The following is a 16,689-nucleotide window of genomic DNA, read 5'->3' on the forward strand; positions in this document are numbered from 1 at the left end:
TCTCTGTCGAGGGTCGTCTTACCGGCGCTTCTTGTTCCGCTTCCCGGTGGGCCGATTGCCCGGCTGCGGAGCCGACGCCTTCGGAGCGGCGACGCCGACGGCCACCGGCTCCGGGGCGAGACCGGCCGCACGAGCAGCCGCTTCGGCCCGTTTGGAGTGGACCTTCCGCGTGTGAACGGCGACAGGGCCCCACTTCTCCTTGAGCGTCACCAACAGCGGTGTGGCGAAGAAGATGGACGAGTAGGCACCGACGATCATGCCCACGAGCTGCACCAGCGCCAGATCCTTCAGCGTGCCGACTCCGAGCAGCCAGACCGCCACGACCATCAACGCCAACACCGGCAGCACGCCGATCACGGTCGTGTTGATCGAGCGCATCAGAGTCTGGTTGACGGCCAGGTTGGCCTGCTCCGCGAACGTCTTGCGGTGCAGATTGAGGATGCCGCGGGTGTTCTCTTCGACCTTGTCGAACACCACCACCGAGTCGTAGAGGGAGAAACCGAGAATCGTGAGCAAGCCGATGACCGTCGCCGGAGTCACCTCGAAGCCCACGAGCGAGTACACGCCTGCGGTGACGACGAGGTCGAACGCCAGGGCAGCCAGAGACGCGAAGGCCATGTCCCGTTCGTATCGAACGGCGATGTAGATGCTGACGACGACCAGGAAGACCGCGAGCGCAATGAGCGCCTTCTCGGTGATCTGGCTCCCCCAGGTCTCACTGACGTCGGACACACTGATGGCATTGGGTGTGGCGGTACCTGAGTTGTCCTGCGGCTGGAATGCCTCGAACAACGCCTGACGCAGGCTGTCCACCTCGGCGGGGTCGAGTGCCTCGGAACGGATCTGTACCGTTGCCGCCGCACCGGACCCGACCGTCTGCACCGATACCGGCGGCATACCGAGGGAGTCGTTGTAGACGGTCTCGACCTGCTCGGTGGAGATGTTGTCGGCGGCGGGCAGAGCGATACGAGTTCCACCCTCGAAATCGATACCGAGGGTGAAGCCACGAACCAGGAAGCTCAGCAAGCACACCAGCACGATGACGCCGGTGAGGATGTAGTAGAACCGGCGACGACCGATGATGTCGAAGGCACCGGTGCCGGTGTAAAGCCGGGACAGCCAGCTGTGCTTGGGCTGGGTGGACTGATCGACTCCCGAATCGTCGAGGGGCGATGGGGTCGACGTGGTCGTGTCCGACATGTCATGCCTCCTTCGACGGCGCAGTGCCGGTCTTCACGGCGAGAGCCTTGTTGGCCGCGCGCTTGCGCTCCGCAGCGATCTGCTGAACGGCACCGAGACCGTTGACGGACGGCTTGGACCAGAATTTGGACTTCGACGCCAGGTACACCAGCGGCCATGTCACCAGCACCACGACGATGATGTCCAGGATCGTCGTCAAGCCGAGGGTGAACGCGAACCCGCGGACCTGGCCCACGGCCAGCACGTAGAGCACCGCGGCCGCGATGAAGCTGACCGCGTTGCCCGACAGGATCGTCTTGCGTGCCCGCGCCCAACCACGAGGAACCGCAGATCGGAAACTGCGCCCCTCACGGATCTCGTCCTTGATGCGCTCGAAGAACACGACGAACGAGTCCGCGGTCATACCGATACCGATGATCAGTCCGGCGATGCCGGCGAGGTCGAGGGTGAAGCTGATCCATCTACCCAACAAAACGATGATTCCGTAGACGACGAGACCGGCCAGCACCAGCGACATCGCCGTGAGCACGCCGAGGGCGCGGTAGTAGAGCAGGCAGTACACCAATACGAGCGCGAGACCGATGGCACCCGCGATCAGGCCGGCCTCGAGCGAGGCCAATCCCAGCGTTGCCGAGACCGTTTCGGCCTCCGAGGACACGAAGGACAGCGGCAGGGAGCCGTACTTGAGGGTGTTGGCGAGCTCGGACGCGGTCTGGGCGTTGAAGTTGCCGGTGATCGAGGTGGCGCTGCCGGCGGGGGTGGCACCCTGGATGACCGGCGCGCTGATGACCTTCGAGTCCAGCACGAACGCAGCCTGCTTCTGCAGATTGGCCGCGGTGAACTGAGCCCAGGTGTTCGAGCCTTCCGAGTCGAACGTCAGGCTCACCTGGAACTGGGCCTGCTGACTGTCGAATCCGGAGGTCGCGTCGGAGATCTGCTGTCCGTCGATGATCGTGGGACCGAGCAGGTAGACGGCCGTTCCATCGGTCGAGCACGCCACGAGGGGAAGCGCCGGGTCGTCGTTGCCGGCGAGCGGATCGGCGGCGTTGCAGTCGAGGGACTGCATGGCCAACTGCTGGATCTGTGGATCCTCGCTCTGCCGGAGGGCTTTGGCGTCGGCGATCTCCTGGGCAGCACGTTCTGCGTCGGACAGGTTCGCATTGGTGGCGGGATCGTCGGCCGCCGGTGCGTCGGTGGCCGGCTCACCGGTGGCGGGCGCATCCGTGGCGGGAGCGGGACTCGGATCGACCGTGGTGGGATCCTGCGCCGGGAACACCCGATTCTGCGGAGTGGCCGGATCTGCAGGCGCGGCCGGGTCAGCCGAAGCGGCAGGGTCTGCCGGTGCAGCAGGGTCCGCCGGTGCAGCAGGATCGACCGGTGCGGCCGGGGTCTGCTGCGTGCCCGCTCCCTCGCCCGCCGACGGAGCGATGGAGCCCAGGACCGGCCGAATGAACAGACGCGCGGTCTGCCCGAGTGTGCGCGCCTGGGAGCTGTCGTCGCCGGGCACCGTGATGACGAGGTTGTCGCCGTCGATGACCACCTCGGAGCCCGAGACACCCAGCCCGTTGACGCGGGTCTCGATGATCTGCTGAGCCTGCTGCAGGCTGTCCTGCGTCGGTGCGTTGCCGTCGGGGGTCCGCGCGGTGAGGGTCACGCGCGTGCCGCCCTGCAGGTCGATTCCCAACTTCGGCGAGGGGTCTTTGTCTCCGGTGAAGAAGACCATGGCATACACCGCTGCCATCAGCACCGCGAAAACGGCGAGATAGCGGGCGGGTTGCACCGGTCCGCTGGAAGGTGCCACGGTGTGTGTTTCTCCTCTGAGGCGTTGGAAAGTGTCGGTTCCTGCAGGGCCTGGCGGCCCGATGTGTCAGCGGTGAGCGGTGCGATTGTGCACCACATCGGTCACCGCAGAGAAAACCGCTGCCGGATACTGTCTCCGACAGCGGTTTCGGTCACATAGTGCTCACTCTTTTTCGAGCCTCTTCGACGTCTGCTCGATGGTCTCGTCCGGCCGACTCGCGTCTGCCTTGCTCAGGGACGGTCCCGCGGTGTCGTTCGAGCCCAGCGCCGCGATGTCAGCCTGGGTGGTGGCGTCGACCTCGGTGTCGTCGAACTCGGAATCGTCGGGCAACACCTCACGTACGACTGCACGCGACCAGGTGGTGATGACGCCATCGGCGATCTCCAGGTCGATCGTGTCGTCCTCGACGAGGACCACGCGGGCGTAGAGGCCGGCGGTGGTGACGACCTCGTCACCGATCTTCAGCGAGTCCTGCATTTCCGTTGTCTTGGCCAACACCTTCTTCTGTCGACGCGCGTTGAGAAAGAGCGGAACCAGAAGGGCCACGATCAGCAGCGGAAACAGCAAATCCATCGGAAGGTCAGTCCTCGAAGTCGGGTTCGAAATACGTCATTGTCTCGTGCGAGAACACCGCAGGTGCGGGCCTCGCAGCTACCCAGTGTGCCATTACCTGGAAGCGGTCCGGTCCGTTCGTGTCCTGTTGTGCCCGATTCACTCGAATAATCCCTGCTGAACCTCCGATGATCGGACCGAGATTCCGCCCACGGCGAGATCCGGCGGCGGCGTCAGACCGAGGTGCTGCCAGGCGGCTGCGGTCGCGACGCGCCCGCGGGGGGTACGGGCGATCATTCCGGCACGCACCAGGAACGGCTCGCACACTTCCTCGACCGTCGACGGTTCCTCACCGACGGCAACGGCCAGTGTCGACACACCCACCGGCCCTCCGCCGAAGCTCCGGATGAGCGCGCTCAGCACGGCGCGGTCCAGTCGGTCGAGACCGAGCTTGTCCACGTCGTAGACCACCAGGGCGGCCTTGGCGGTGTCCTGGGTGACGGTGCCGTCGCCGCGCACGTCCGCGTAGTCGCGGACTCGCCGGAGCAGCCGGTTCGCGATTCGGGGGGTGCCGCGTGAACGCCCGGCGATCTCGGCGCAGCCGTCCCGGTCGATCGGTACGCCGAGGATGCCGGCCGACCGCATGAGAATCCGCTCGAGTTCGCTCGGCTCGTAGAAGTCCATGTGGGCCACGAATCCGAACCGGTCTCGCAGCGGTCCGGTGAGTGCGCCCGACCTGGTGGTGGCACCGACGAGCGTGAACGGTGCGACCTCGAGTGGAATCGAGGTAGCCCCCGGCCCCTTGCCGACGATGACGTCGACACGGAAATCTTCCATCGCCAGGTACAGCATCTCTTCGGCCGGGCGGGCGATGCGATGGATCTCGTCGATGAACAGCACGTCGCCCTCGACCAGGTTGCTGAGCATCGCCGCGAGGTCGCCTGCTCGCTCGAGCGCTGGGCCCGATGTGAGCCGTAGCGAGGTGCCCAGCTCGGCGGCGATGATCATCGCCATACTGGTCTTGCCGAGGCCCGGCGGCCCGGACATGAGGATGTGATCGGGGGTGCCGCCGCGCATCTTGGCACCCGACAACACGAGCTGAAGTTGCTCCCGCACTCGAGGTTGCCCGATGAAATCGGTGAGGTTCTTCGGACGCAGACTCGTCTCGACATCCAGATCGTCGGACATCGCGTCCGCGCCGACCTGAGATTCGGCGAATTGGTCGTCCTCGGTCACGCCGCCCTACCTGGACTTACCGAGATATGCGAGTGCCGACCTCAACGCGATCGACGTCGTGGCCTCGGGCTGCTGAGCGAGCACCGCGTCGGTCGCTTCCTCGGCCTGCTTGGTGGGGAATCCGAGACCGATCAGCGCCTCGACGATCTGGTCTCGCATCGAATTGCCCGCACCGGATCCCGGCACGGCGGCACTTCCGGCGCGTCCGACCACGGCGTCGACCTTGTCGCGCAGTTCGACGACCATTCGCTCCGCGCCGCGCTTGCCGATGCCGGGCACTCTGGTCAATGCCCCGATGTCGCTGTCCGCCAGAGCCGTTCGCAGCGCGTCGGGCTCGTGCACGGCGAGCGTTGCCATGGCGATTCTCGGCCCGACGCCGGTCACGGTGAGGAGCAATTCGAACAGCTCACGCGACTCCTTGTCGGGAAACCCGTACAGCGTCTGCGAATCCTCGCGCACGATCATCGTCGTCAGAAGGGTCGCTTCGCTCCCCCGGTGCAGCGTCGCCAATGTCGCCGGCGTGGCGTTGACGCGGTATCCCACACCCGCGGCCTCGAGGACGGCGTGATCGAGCGCGATGTCGACCACCGATCCCCTGATCGACGCGATCATCGTGCGCCCGCCTCCTTCTTCGCCATTTTCTCGATCCTGCGTGCCACGGCGGCGCGAGCCTTGCGCTCCTCGGCCAGACGCACGTCGTACTTGCGTTTCTGTTCGGCGGCCATGGCTTCGGCCTTCGCCATGCGGGCGATCATCGGCGCTCGCCAGCAATGACAGATGCCGAGAGCCAGGGCGTCGGCCGCGTCGGCGGGAGTCGGTGCCGTCTGCAGACCGAGAATGCGCATGACCATTGCGGTCACCTGCGCCTTGTCGGCCGAGCCGTTGCCCGTGACGGCGGCTTTGACCTCACTGGGAGTGTGGAAGCAGACGTCCACGCCCCGCCTGGCCGCCGCGAGGGCGATGACACCACCGGCCTGAGCGGTGCCCATGGCCGTGCGCACATTGTGTTGGGCGAAGACGCGCTCGATGGCCACCACCGAAGGCTTGTGGGTATCGAGCCAGTACTCCGCGGCCTCGGAGATCCGCAGCAAACGCTGTGCGAGATCCATGTCCGCGGGCGTTCGCACCACATCGACATCGAGCGCGACCACCGTTCGGCCGACGCCACCCTCGATCAGACTGAGCCCACACCTGGTGAGACCGGGGTCGACACCCATCACCCGCACGCCACCACACCTTCCGCTTACGAACTGTTGTTCGATAGCGTAGCGGAGCGCACCGTCGGATCAGGGATACGACACCCGGTCGATCACGTCGTGGGACGCGACGAGGGTCAGTCCTCCTCGTCGAGCTCCGCCATGACCTCGTCCGAGAGGTCGACGTTGGACCACACGTTCTGCACGTCGTCGCTGTCTTCGAGTGCATCGATGAGCTTGAACACCTTGCGTGCGCCGTCAGCGTCGACCGGGACGTTGACCGATGCCTGGAAGCTGGCCTCGGCCGAGTCGTAGTCGATTCCGGCCTCCTGCAGGGCGGTGCGCACGGCGACCAGGTCTGTCGGCTCGCTGACGACCTCGAACGTGTCACCGTTGTCGTTGACTTCCTCGGCACCGGCTTCGAGGACGGCCATCAGGACGTCGTCCTCGCTCTGACCGTTCTTCTCGAGGGTCACCACGCCCTTTCGGGAGAACAAGTACGACACCGAACCCGGGTCGGCCATGTTTCCACCGTTGCGTGTCATCGCCACCCGCACCTCGCCGGCGGCGCGGTTGCGGTTGTCGGTGAGGCACTCGATCAGAATGGCGACGCCGTTGGGGCCGTACCCCTCGTACATGATGGTCTGCCAGTCGGCACCACCGGTTTCCTCACCGGCACCTCGCTTGCGCGCCCGCTCGATGTTGTCGATGGGCACCGAGGTCTTCTTCGCCTTCTGGATGGCGTCGAAGAGCGTCGGGTTACCGGTGGGGTCACCGCCACCCGTGCGGGCCGCCACCTCGATATTCTTGATGAGCTTGGCGAAAGACTTGCCGCGTCGGGCGTCGATCACCGCCTTCTTGTGCTTGGTGGTGGCCCATTTTGAGTGGCCGCTCATGCGATAGGGCCCCTTCCTGCTCGAAATCAGTGTTGTCGACTTTACTCGCCCGGTACCGCGCTCGGCACCGACCGACCAACGAAGGTTCTAGCGGCCTCGCACCATGTCCACGAAGAGCCGGTGCACTCGATCGTCGCCGGTGACCTCGGGATGGAAGCTCGTCGCGAGAACGGAGTTCTGGCGAACGGCCACCACGCGTCCGGCGGCCGGTCCGTGCGGCACGGCGGCGAGCACCTCGACGTTCTCGCCCACCCGCTCGACCCAGGGTGCCCGGATGAACACCGCACGAACGGGCCCACCGTCGATGCCGGTGACGTCGAGATCGGTCTCGAAGGAATCGACCTGACGACCGAAAGCGTTGCGCCGCACGGTGATGTCGAGGGAATCGAGATGCCGGGCGTCGGGGCGGGTGTCGAGAATCTCGGACGCAAGCAGGATCATGCCCGCACACGAACCGTAGGCGGGCAACCCCTCGGTCAACCGAGCACGCAGTGGATCGAGAAGATCGAACACGCCGAGCAAGTTGCTCATGGTCGTCGATTCCCCGCCGGGGATGATGAGCCCGTCGATCTGCGCCAACTCGGCGGGCCGACGCACCGTGACGCCACGCGCACCGCTCGACTCGAGTGCGGCCAGATGCTCGCGAACGTCTCCCTGCAGTGCGAGAACTCCAACGGTCGGAACGCTCACTTGCGTCCGAATGGATCGATGTTGGACTTGTGAGGGTCGCGCTCGAACCGCATGAGCCCTTCCTGCACCACCGCGGCGACCATGCGACCGGAGGTGTCGAATATCCGCCCCTGAGTCAGCGCCCGCCCGAAATCGGCCGAGGGCGACGTCTGGTCGTACAGCAACCATTCGTCTGCCCGGAACGGCCGCAGGAACCACAGCGCGTGGTCGAGCGAGGCCGTCTGCGTGACGGCGTCGGGGTGCGGAACCTTGGCCGATCCGAGCAGCGTCATGTCGCTCATGTAGGCGAGTGCGCAGACGTGGAACACCTGATCGTCGGGCAACGTGTCTCGGTAGCGGAACCATACACGTTGCTGCGCAGCGAAACTCGGGTGCTTGACGGTCTGGTCCTCGGGAATGACACGAATGTCCCACTCGGACCACTCCCGGTAGAACGAGTGGTCGTACTCGGCCAGGGTCGTGGGATCGGGCAGACTGTCCGGTCCCAGCACCTCGGGCATGGTGTCCTGGTGCGAGATGCCGGAGTCGTCGCCGTGGAAGGAAGCAGACATCGTGAATATCGCTTTACCGTCCTGTATCCCGGTGACCCGGCGAGTGCAGAACGACCGCCCGTCGCGAATCCTGTCGACCATGAACACGGCCGGTTCGTTCGGATTGCCGGGACGGAGGAAGTAGCCGTGCAGCGAATGCACACGAAATTCGGGAGCCACTGTGCGTACCGCAGCGACGAGCGCTTGGCCCGCCACCTGCCCGCCGAACGTACGGGGCAGCCGAGAAGGGAAAGTCCGTCCCCGATAGACGTCGTTCTCGATCCGTTCCAATTCGAGAATGTCCTCGATGCTGGCCATGGCTGGTGTCCACCTTTCTGTGACAACGGCTCAGGCTAACAATGGACGGACCAGGCAAGATGGTCGGTGTGGTTCAACCGGTGCCGATATTTCCCGATCTTCTCGTGGAGTCGATCGTCGATTCGTGCCCGGACGGGGCCCGATCGATCGTCGTGATCGACGGCGCGGATGCCGCGCGACCGGTCGACTTCGCCACGCGCACAGCCGAACACGCCCGCTCTCGGGGCCGTCCGGCTGACATCGTCGACCTGCACGACTACGTGCGACCTGCGTCGATTCGATTCGAGTACTCGCGCACCGACGAATTGAGCTATCGCACACTGTGGTTCGACTACGACGCCCTCGTTCGAGAGGTCATCGCCCCACTACGGCCCGGTGGCGGAGGTCACTTTCTACCGAGACTGTGGGATGAGGCCACCGACCGTTCGGCTCGTGCCCGAACCGTCCCGGCACCAGCGAATCAGATCGTCCTGATCGCAGGACCCATGCTGCTCGGACGGGGATTGAACGTCGATCTGTCGGTGCAGCTACGCCTGTCGGCGAGCGCATTACGTCGCAGAACCAGCGACGCAGATCAGTGGACCTGCGCGCCTCTGCTCGCGTACTACGACGGCCTCGACTACTCGGACGGTTCCGCCGAGCGGCCGGATCTTCTGGTCCGTTGGGACCATCCGGACCGCCCGGCGCTCGAACGGAACTGACGGAGGACCGTCACCAACCGCGCTCGGCCAACCGGTGCCCCACGGGAAGGTCGTCGACATTGATGCCGACCATCGCTTCGCCGAGGCCACGCGACACCTTGGCCAGCACGTCGGGGTCGTCGAAGAACGTGGTGGCCTTGACGATCGCCTCGGCGCGTTCCTTGGGGTTGCCGGACTTGAAGATTCCCGATCCGACGAATACACCCTCGGCACCGAGCTGCATCATCATCGCTGCGTCTGCGGGTGTGGCGATGCCGCCCGCGGTGAACAGTGTGACGGGCAGCTTGCCGGCCCGGGCGACCTCGACGACCAGGTCGTACGGGGCCTGCAGTTCTTTCGCCGCCACGTACAGCTCGTCCTCGGGGAGCGAGGTGAGGCGACGGATCTCGTCGCGAATCTTGCGCATGTGCGTCGTCGCGTTCGAGACGTCGCCGGTGCCGGCCTCTCCCTTGGAGCGAATCATGGCCGCGCCCTCGGTGATTCGGCGCATTGCCTCACCCAGGTTGGTGGCACCACAGACGAAGGGAACGGTGAAGTTCCACTTGTCGATGTGGTTGGCGTAGTCGGCCGGGGTGAGCACCTCGGACTCGTCGATGTAGTCGACGCCGAGGCTCTGCAGGATCTGCGCTTCGACGAAGTGGCCGATGCGGGCCTTCGCCATCACCGGGATGCTGACCGAGGAGATGATGCTGTCGATCATGTCGGGGTCGCTCATGCGCGACACCCCACCCTGGGCACGAATGTCGGCGGGGACGCGCTCGAGTGCCATGACGGCCACTGCTCCGGCGTCCTCGGCGATCTTGGCCTGATCGGCGGTGACCACGTCCATGATGACGCCGCCCTTGAGCATCTCGGCCATACCCCGCTTGACGCGTGCGGTGCCGACTCCGTTCTCGCCGGATCCACCGTCGACCGATGAGGCGGGCGTGTTCGAGGCGTGTGGGGTAGTCAAGGGAAACTCCTGTGTTCTTCGACGCCGTTACGGCGCTCCGGACTGATAGGTGCGATCGCGCGCGGCGCGATGTCGCGCCCAGAACAGTAGGCCTTCTCCCCTGCGATTCCCATAACCACTTGACGATTGCTGGACTGCTCGAAAGGGTCCAGCTGGTTACCGAATGGCGCGCACGTCCGGGTCGCCGCGTCGAGCGAGAGCCACGTTCACTTCGTCGAGCAGTTCCGCCAGGTCCTGGGGATAGACGTTCTCGCCGACGGCGCTGAGCGCACGTATGTCCGCCTCGGTGCACCACTGGTGGCCGGTCACGGTGCGGCGCTCGAAGTCCGTGAATCCCGCACTGTGCGGCTCGAACTCCTGCGTTCGGATCGCGAAGAACAATTCCTCGGAGCGGATCAGGGTTCCGTTGAACGGGAACGTCGCAACTCGGCGCCACAACGGACCGCGCAGATCGGCAGGAGCGACGGTCAGTCCGGTCTCCTCGTGTACTTCGCGCACCGCTGCCTCGCGAAGCGACTCGCCCTTCTCCACTGCCCCACCGATGGTGAACCAGAAGAAGGTGTCGGGAACCGTCGGATCGTGTCCGCGCAGCAGCAGTACACGGCCGCGCTCGTCGAGCAGCACCACCCGCGCGGACGTCCGCGGGGTCGCGCGGTTCTCGCTACCGAACGCCGCGGCAGCAGATCGTTCTGCTATCTCGAAATACGACGGCAAGGCCGCAGTTCCGCCGAGGTGCAACCAGCGGACCGGACGTCTGACTCGCAGGGCGAGGGTGTCGCGAACGGCATCGTTGTGGAATCGGCGAGCGATGAGCACGCGAGCCTCCGCATCGGCCAGTTCGGCAACCAGTTGCGGGGGCAAGGAGTTCGGTTCGACGACGGCCAGCGCCATGGACACCGCGTTCTCCGCCTCTTCGCGTTGCGACCGGTCGACGCGTTCGGCCCGATCGGCAAGTGCGGCAAGCTCTCTGCTCGACGAGGCCGAGTCGCGGGTGGCAGCGGACACCGCTCGCGCGACGACGGCACGGCGGGCGAGCGCTGCATCGAGCGCCTGCCAGGCGAGGTCGGTGCGGACGTGCAGGCGGTCGAGTCGGTTGGCCGTTCCGTACGCCCACAGGCCGACGACGAGGATCAGTAACGCGATCAGTCCGAGTACCAGGATCGTGAGCGCCGAGAGCGTCATCAGTTCGCCGCCCGCACTTTCTGGCCACCGAGCGTGACGGTTTCGTAGACTCGCAGGATCTGCTCGGCGACGACGGGCCAGTCGTAGGTGGTCACGGCGAGGGAGGCGGCGTCGACCAGGCGTGCACGCACGGCATCGTCGGACAGGATCGAGGTGATTGCGGCGGCGATGGCATCGGAATCGTCGATCGGGACCAGCAATCCGCAGGAGCCGTCCCGCAGGACCCGCCGGAATGCGTCGAGTTCGCTTGCCACCACGGGTGTTCCAGCGGCCATGGCCTCGACGAGGACGATGCCGAAGCTCTCACCGCCGAGGTTGGGCGCGCAGTAGACGTCGGCGCTGCGCATTGCGGATGCCTTGGTCGCGTCGTCCACCTGCCCCAGGAAGGTCAGGTGCGATGCGAGTGCACCGGCATCCTTGCGGAGCTTGTCCTCGTCGCCGCGGCCGACGATGAGAATCTCGATGTCGGGATGGGATTCGACGAGGGTGGGCAGAGCGCCGAGCAGGACGGCCATCCCTTTGCGCGGTTCGTCGAACCGGCCGAGGAATAGGACTGTACGACCGGCGCGTGGATAGCCTTCCAGCACAGGGGCATCGGCGAATGCGGGCACGTCGACTCCGTTGGGGATCTCGACGGCGTCGGATCCCAGGGCCTCGACCTGCCAGCGCCGGGCGAGCTCGGACACCGCGATACGGCCGCTGATCTTCTCGTGGTACGGACGCAACACACCCTGAAAGGTGCTGAGCACCAAGGACTTCGTCGTCGAGGTGTGGAAGGTGGCCACAATCGGGCCGTCCGCGGCCTTGAGCGCCAACATCGACAGGCTGGGCGCGTTCGGTTCGTGGATGTGCAGCACGTCGAAGTCGTTGTCGGAGATCCACTTACGGATTCGCGAATAGGTGACCGGCCCGAATCGCAGCCGCGCGACGGAACCGTTGTACGGAATGGCGAGCGCTTCGCCCGCCGACACCACGAAATCCGGTAACTCGACGTCGTCGGACGCCGGTGCCAGGACACTGACGCGATGTCCTCGTTCGATGAACACCTCGGCCAACTGCTGAACGTGTGCCTGCACTCCACCGGGAACGTCGAACGAGTACGGGCACACCATGCCGATCCTCACGCGCCCTCGATTCGGGCGCGTCGCTCGGCCGACCAGTCGCTCATCCACAGCGGTTGGAGCATGTGCCAGTCGGCCGGGTGAGCTCGGATTCCGGCAGCGAAATGATCGGCCAACGCCTGTGTGGCGGGGCCGATTCCGGCCGAGACGTCCACTGCGGGCGAGATGTCGAAGCCCCAGCCGTCGCCGTCGAAGTAGCCGTGCACCGGCAGCAGCGTCGCTCCGGTGTCGATCGCCAGCTTCGCAGCACCCGCGGGCATCCGGGTCGGTTCACCGAAGAAGGTGACCGGCACCCCGTGCTTGGCGAGATCTCGCTCACCGAGCAGACAGACGACCTTGTTCTCGCGCAACCTCTCGGACAATGCGAGCAGCGGCGGTTGCTCACCGCCGCTGAGCGGAAAGATCTCGAATCCCAAGCTCTCCCGATAGGCGACGAATCGCTGGTACAGAGATTCGGGCTTCAGACGTTCGGCAACGGTCGAGAGCCCACCATGCGTGCGCACCAGCCACATTCCGGCCATGTCCCAATTGCCACTGTGCGGCAGCGCCAGCACTACTCCCCTACCTGCGGCGAGCGCACCCTCCAGATGTTCCTTGCCGTTCACGCACCGATCGATGACGGCGGCCTGCGCAGCGAGATCCATCGACGGCAACCGAAACGCCTCGCGCCAGTAGCGAGCGTAGGAGCGAACGCTGTCGCGAATCAGCTCGTCGGGCACCTCGGCGGGAGTGGTCCCGAGAACACGAGCGAGATTGCGACGCAGTTGATCCGGGCCACCGTTGCGTGTCGCCGCGAGGTCGGCCCCGCGATCGAACAGGCGTCGTGCCACCGGTTCGGGCAGAGCCCGGACCAGTCGCCAGCCGGCCGCGTAGCCCGCGTCGCTCGCTCTCTCGGAGAGTTTCACGACGCGGCCACGTCGCCGTCGTCGGATGCGGGTGCCACCGGAGCAACGATGATGTCGCGAGCACCCTCGGATCCACGGACTGCGAGAACCCGTTGGAATACCGTCACGATGCTCAGGGCGGCGAGAATCCACATCGCCGGGTAGATCACACTGTCCAGCCACGGAATGTCGAAATGCCGTCCGACGCCGGTGAATCCGGCACCGACGAGAACGATGACCAGGCGATCGGGGCGTTCTATCCAACCCCCGTCGGCCGAGAGCCCGCTGGCCTCGGCGCGCGCCTTGGCGTAGGAGATCACCTGGGAGGTGACCAGGCAGATCAGGGTGGCAACGAGCAGCAGCTTGTCCTGCTCGGAGTACACCGCCCACCAGGCCAGGCCACCGAAGATCGCACCGTCGGCCACTCGATCGCACGTCGCATCGAGGACGGCACCGTACTTGGTGCCACCGCCCCGAGCCCGCGCCATGGCACCGTCGAGCATGTCGAACAACACGAACAGGGTGATGACGACCGAACCCCACCACAGGTAGCCGGCCGGGTACATGGTGACCGCGGCCGTGACCGTGACGACGGTGCCGATGATCGTCACGGAGTCGGGGGTCAGCCCGGTGCTGTTGAGGGCGCGCCCGAGCGGGGCGGTCACCTTCGAGACCGGCGCACGGCCGAAAATGCTCAGCACGGCGCGTGCTCCTCTCGCCTGTGGTTCATTCGTTCCAGGCCGACGCGAGCAGGGCCCGAGTGTCACGAAGCAACTGCGGCATGACTTTTGCGCCGCTGATCACGGTGATGAAGTTCGCGTCGCCGCCCCACCGGGGCACGATGTGCTGGTGCAGGTGCTCGGCCAGCGATCCACCTGCTGCAGCACCGAGGTTCAGTCCGACGTTGAAGCCGTGAGGACGGGACACCCGCTTGATGACGCGAATCAACTGCTGCGTGAACGCCATCAGCTCGGCGCTCTCGGCGGGCGTGAGGTCTTCGAGCGCCGCGACGCGGCGATACGGCACGATCATCGTGTGACCGGGGTTGTACGGGTACAGGTTCAAGACCGCGTAGACCGACTCGCCTCGCGCGACGACGAGACCGTCCTCGTCGCTCATCTTGGGGATGTCGGAGAACGGCTCGTTCGACTTCGCCGACCCCCGCGGGGCCTCGGCGATGTAGGACATCCTGTGCGGCGTCCAGAGTCGCTGCAGCCGATCGGGCTCACCGGCCCCGGTGACGACGATCGATTCGTCCTGTTCCGACATGGTCAGCTCGCTCCTGCGGGTTCGGTCTGCATGAGTTCGGCGGTCGGTGATGCGTTGTTGCGCTGGGAGATCCAGTCGGTGACGACAATGATGGCATCGGCGACGGGGACGCCGTTGACCTGCGTGCCGTCGCGGAATCGGAAGCTCACGGCACCCGCTTCGACGTCGCGTTCGCCGGCGAGAAGCATGAAGGGAACCTTCTGGGCGGTCTGGTTGAAGATCTTCTTCTGCATCCGGTCGTCACTGGCATCGACCTCTGCGCGCACTCCCCGCTTCTTCAGCTCGTTCACGACGGCGAACAGGTGGTCCTGGTAGACCTCGGCAACCGGGATGCCGACGACCTGAACCGGTGCGAGCCAGGCCGGGAAGGCACCGGCGTAGTGCTCGGTGAGCACCCCGAAGAAGCGCTCGATGGAACCGAACAACGCGCGGTGGATCATCACCGGGCGTTCCTTGGTTCCGCCCGAGCCGGTGTATTCGAGTTCGAAGCGCTCGGGCAGGTTGAAGTCGAGCTGAATGGTCGACATCTGCCAGGTGCGCCCCAGCGCATCCTTGGCCTGCACCGAGATCTTCGGTCCGTAGAACGCGGCACCACCCGGATCGGGCACGAGGTTCAGACCCGACGCCGCCGCGACCTCGGCGAGGGTGTTGGTCGCTTCTTCCCAGACCTCGTCGCTGCCGACCGACTTCTCCGGGTTGCGAGTGGAGAGTTCGAGATAGAAATCGTCGAGTCCGTAGTCCTTGAGCAGTCCGAGGACGAATTCGAGGGTGCTGGTGAGTTCGCCGCGCATCTGCTCGCGGGTGCAGAAGATGTGCGCGTCGTCCTGGGTCATGCCGCGCACTCGGGTCAGACCGTGGATGACGCCGGACTTCTCGTAGCGGTAGACCGACCCGAACTCGAACAGACGCAACGGCAGCTCACGGTACGAGCGGCCACGGGAACGGAAGATGAGGTTGTGCATCGGGCAGTTCATCGGCTTGAGGTAGTAGTCCTGGCCGGGCTTGCGCACGTCACCGTTCTCGTCGAGTTCGGCATCCAGGTGCATCGCCGGGAACATGCCGTCCCGGTACCAATCGAGGTGACCCGAGACCTCGTAGAGATGGCCCTTGGTGATGTGTGGGGTGTTGACGAACTCGTATCCCTCTTCGATGTGCCGCTGGCGCGAGTAGTTCTCCAGCTCGTTGCGGATCACTCCACCCTTGGGATGGAATACCGGCAGACCTGAGCCCAGTTCGTCGGGGAAGCTGAACAGGTCCAGCTCGGATCCCAGCTTGCGATGATCACGACGTTCCGCCTCGGCCAACAGCTCCAGATGCGCATCGAGCGCCTCGACGGACTCCCATGCGGTTCCGTAGATGCGCTGCAGGCCGGCGTTGTCCTGATTGCCACGCCAGTACGCAGCCGAACTGCGGGTGAGCTTGAACGCGGGTACGTACTTGGTGGTGGGAATGTGCGGTCCGCGGCACAGATCGCCCCAGATGCGGTCGCCGGTCCGAGGGTTGAGGTTGTCGTACGCGGTCAGCTCTCCCCCGCCGACCTCCATGACCTCGGGATCGTCGATGCCGGACTTGTCGTCGATCAGTTCGAGCTTGTACGGCTCGTTCGCCAACTCCTCGCGGGCCTGCTCCACCGACTCGTACACGCGACGCGAAAACCGCTGTCCGGCTTTGACGATCTGCTTCATCTTCTTCTCGAGAGCCGTCAGATCCTCGGGGGTGAACGGCTGCTTCACGTCGAAGTCGTAGTAGAAACCGTCCTTGATGAACGGTCCGATGCCCAGCTTGGCGTCGGGGAAGAGTTCTTGAACGGCCTGCGCCAGCACATGAGCAGCCGAGTGCCTGATGACGCTTCGTCCGTCCTCGGTGTTCGCCGGAACGGGCTCGACCTCGGTGTCGCCCTCCGGTGCCCACGACAGGTCACGGAGCTTGCCGTCGGGATCGCGCACGACGACGATGGCGTCGGGCCCCTTGTTCGGCAGGCCGGTGTCGCGGAGCGCCGTACCTGCCGTCGTTCCGGCCGGCACCATGATGCGGGCGGGCGAAACAGCGGCGACAACGGGCATGCTCACAGCGAAGTACTCCTCGATCGATTCTTCTGGCCAGGAAGGCCTCCGACAGCCTATCGGCAACGGTCCACTCGATTGGCCTCAGCGCGACGCGT

Annotated in this window: 17 protein-coding genes; 1 reads left to right on the forward strand and 16 read right to left on the reverse strand. The window is 65.5% G+C overall.

The window, feature by feature from the left end:
• Positions 1 to 18: 18 nt before the first annotated feature.
• The 9 genes from secF to AABD04_RS12910 form a co-directional block, all read right to left on the reverse strand.
• Positions 19 to 1,200: a protein translocase subunit SecF gene (gene secF, locus AABD04_RS12870; protein ID WP_341441416.1), complete on the reverse strand. Its 1,182-nt coding sequence runs from the start codon at positions 1,198 to 1,200 to the stop codon at positions 19 to 21.
• Position 1,201: 1 nt separating this feature from the next.
• A complete protein-coding gene (secD, locus tag AABD04_RS12875) occupies positions 1,202 to 3,001 on the reverse strand; it encodes a protein translocase subunit SecD (protein WP_341441417.1) in 1,800 nt (599 codons plus the stop codon).
• Positions 3,002 to 3,163: 162 nt separating this feature from the next.
• On the reverse strand, positions 3,164 to 3,574 hold the full coding sequence (gene yajC / locus AABD04_RS12880) for a preprotein translocase subunit YajC (protein ID WP_341441418.1): 411 nt from the start codon (positions 3,572 to 3,574) through the stop codon (positions 3,164 to 3,166).
• 138 nt (positions 3,575 to 3,712) lie between these two features.
• The gene (gene ruvB / locus AABD04_RS12885; protein ID WP_052047563.1) at positions 3,713 to 4,741 is read right to left on the reverse strand and encodes a Holliday junction branch migration DNA helicase RuvB; all 1,029 of its coding nucleotides are present in this window, start codon (positions 4,739 to 4,741) and stop codon (positions 3,713 to 3,715) included.
• Between the two features lie 54 nt (positions 4,742 to 4,795).
• Complete coding sequence (gene ruvA, locus AABD04_RS12890; RefSeq protein ID WP_341441419.1) at positions 4,796 to 5,401, reverse strand: Holliday junction branch migration protein RuvA; 606 nt, start codon at positions 5,399 to 5,401, stop codon at positions 4,796 to 4,798.
• Positions 5,398 to 6,015, reverse strand: coding sequence for a crossover junction endodeoxyribonuclease RuvC (gene ruvC, locus AABD04_RS12895; RefSeq protein WP_243593166.1), 618 nt, complete (start codon positions 6,013 to 6,015; stop codon positions 5,398 to 5,400). Before ruvC ends, ruvA begins: the two co-directional genes overlap by 4 nt.
• Positions 6,016 to 6,122: 107 nt before the next feature.
• Positions 6,123 to 6,881, reverse strand: a complete 759-nt coding sequence (locus AABD04_RS12900) for a YebC/PmpR family DNA-binding transcriptional regulator (RefSeq protein ID WP_094615221.1) — start codon at positions 6,879 to 6,881, stop codon at positions 6,123 to 6,125.
• Between the two features lie 87 nt (positions 6,882 to 6,968).
• Positions 6,969 to 7,571, reverse strand: a complete 603-nt coding sequence (gene pdxT, locus AABD04_RS12905) for a pyridoxal 5'-phosphate synthase glutaminase subunit PdxT (RefSeq protein WP_341441420.1) — start codon at positions 7,569 to 7,571, stop codon at positions 6,969 to 6,971.
• On the reverse strand, positions 7,568 to 8,419 hold the full coding sequence (locus AABD04_RS12910; protein ID WP_243593168.1) for an acyl-CoA thioesterase: 852 nt from the start codon (positions 8,417 to 8,419) through the stop codon (positions 7,568 to 7,570). Before AABD04_RS12910 ends, pdxT begins: the two co-directional genes overlap by 4 nt.
• A gap of 41 nt (positions 8,420 to 8,460) precedes the next feature.
• Here AABD04_RS12910 and AABD04_RS12915 point away from each other — a divergent pair, with 41 nt between their 5' ends.
• The gene (locus AABD04_RS12915; protein WP_341441421.1) at positions 8,461 to 9,120 is read left to right on the forward strand and encodes a nucleoside/nucleotide kinase family protein; all 660 of its coding nucleotides are present in this window, start codon (positions 8,461 to 8,463) and stop codon (positions 9,118 to 9,120) included.
• A 10-nt stretch (positions 9,121 to 9,130) separates the two neighbouring features.
• Here AABD04_RS12915 and pdxS read toward each other — a convergent pair whose 3' ends face one another.
• The 7 genes from pdxS to thrS form a co-directional block, all read right to left on the reverse strand.
• Entirely contained in the window at positions 9,131 to 10,072 is a 942-nt protein-coding gene (gene pdxS / locus AABD04_RS12920) for a pyridoxal 5'-phosphate synthase lyase subunit PdxS (RefSeq protein ID WP_279393149.1), read from the reverse strand.
• 156 nt (positions 10,073 to 10,228) lie between these two features.
• On the reverse strand, positions 10,229 to 11,254 hold the full coding sequence (locus tag AABD04_RS12925; RefSeq protein ID WP_341441422.1) for an NUDIX hydrolase: 1,026 nt from the start codon (positions 11,252 to 11,254) through the stop codon (positions 10,229 to 10,231).
• The gene (locus tag AABD04_RS12930) at positions 11,254 to 12,378 is read right to left on the reverse strand and encodes a glycosyltransferase family 4 protein (RefSeq protein WP_243593171.1); all 1,125 of its coding nucleotides are present in this window, start codon (positions 12,376 to 12,378) and stop codon (positions 11,254 to 11,256) included. The genes AABD04_RS12925 and AABD04_RS12930 overlap by 1 nt, the downstream gene beginning before the upstream one ends.
• Positions 12,375 to 13,280, reverse strand: coding sequence for a phosphatidylinositol mannoside acyltransferase (locus AABD04_RS12935; RefSeq protein WP_341441423.1), 906 nt, complete (start codon positions 13,278 to 13,280; stop codon positions 12,375 to 12,377). Before AABD04_RS12935 ends, AABD04_RS12930 begins: the two co-directional genes overlap by 4 nt.
• Positions 13,277 to 13,960 (reverse strand): phosphatidylinositol phosphate synthase, encoded by a 684-nt coding sequence (gene pgsA / locus AABD04_RS12940; RefSeq protein WP_341441424.1) that lies wholly within the window; start codon positions 13,958 to 13,960, stop codon positions 13,277 to 13,279. The genes AABD04_RS12935 and pgsA overlap by 4 nt, the downstream gene beginning before the upstream one ends.
• A gap of 25 nt (positions 13,961 to 13,985) precedes the next feature.
• Positions 13,986 to 14,528: an ATP adenylyltransferase gene (locus tag AABD04_RS12945; protein WP_341441425.1), complete on the reverse strand. Its 543-nt coding sequence runs from the start codon at positions 14,526 to 14,528 to the stop codon at positions 13,986 to 13,988.
• Positions 14,529 to 14,530: 2 nt separating this feature from the next.
• Positions 14,531 to 16,591 carry a threonine--tRNA ligase gene (gene thrS / locus AABD04_RS12950; RefSeq protein WP_341443036.1) on the reverse strand — a complete coding sequence of 687 codons (2,061 nt, stop codon included), beginning with the start codon at positions 16,589 to 16,591 and terminating at the stop codon, positions 14,531 to 14,533.
• Positions 16,592 to 16,689: the final 98 nt, after the last annotated feature.

The organism is Rhodococcoides navarretei, from assembly GCF_038069675.1.
Lineage (GTDB): Bacteria > Actinomycetota > Actinomycetes > Mycobacteriales > Mycobacteriaceae > Rhodococcoides > Rhodococcoides navarretei.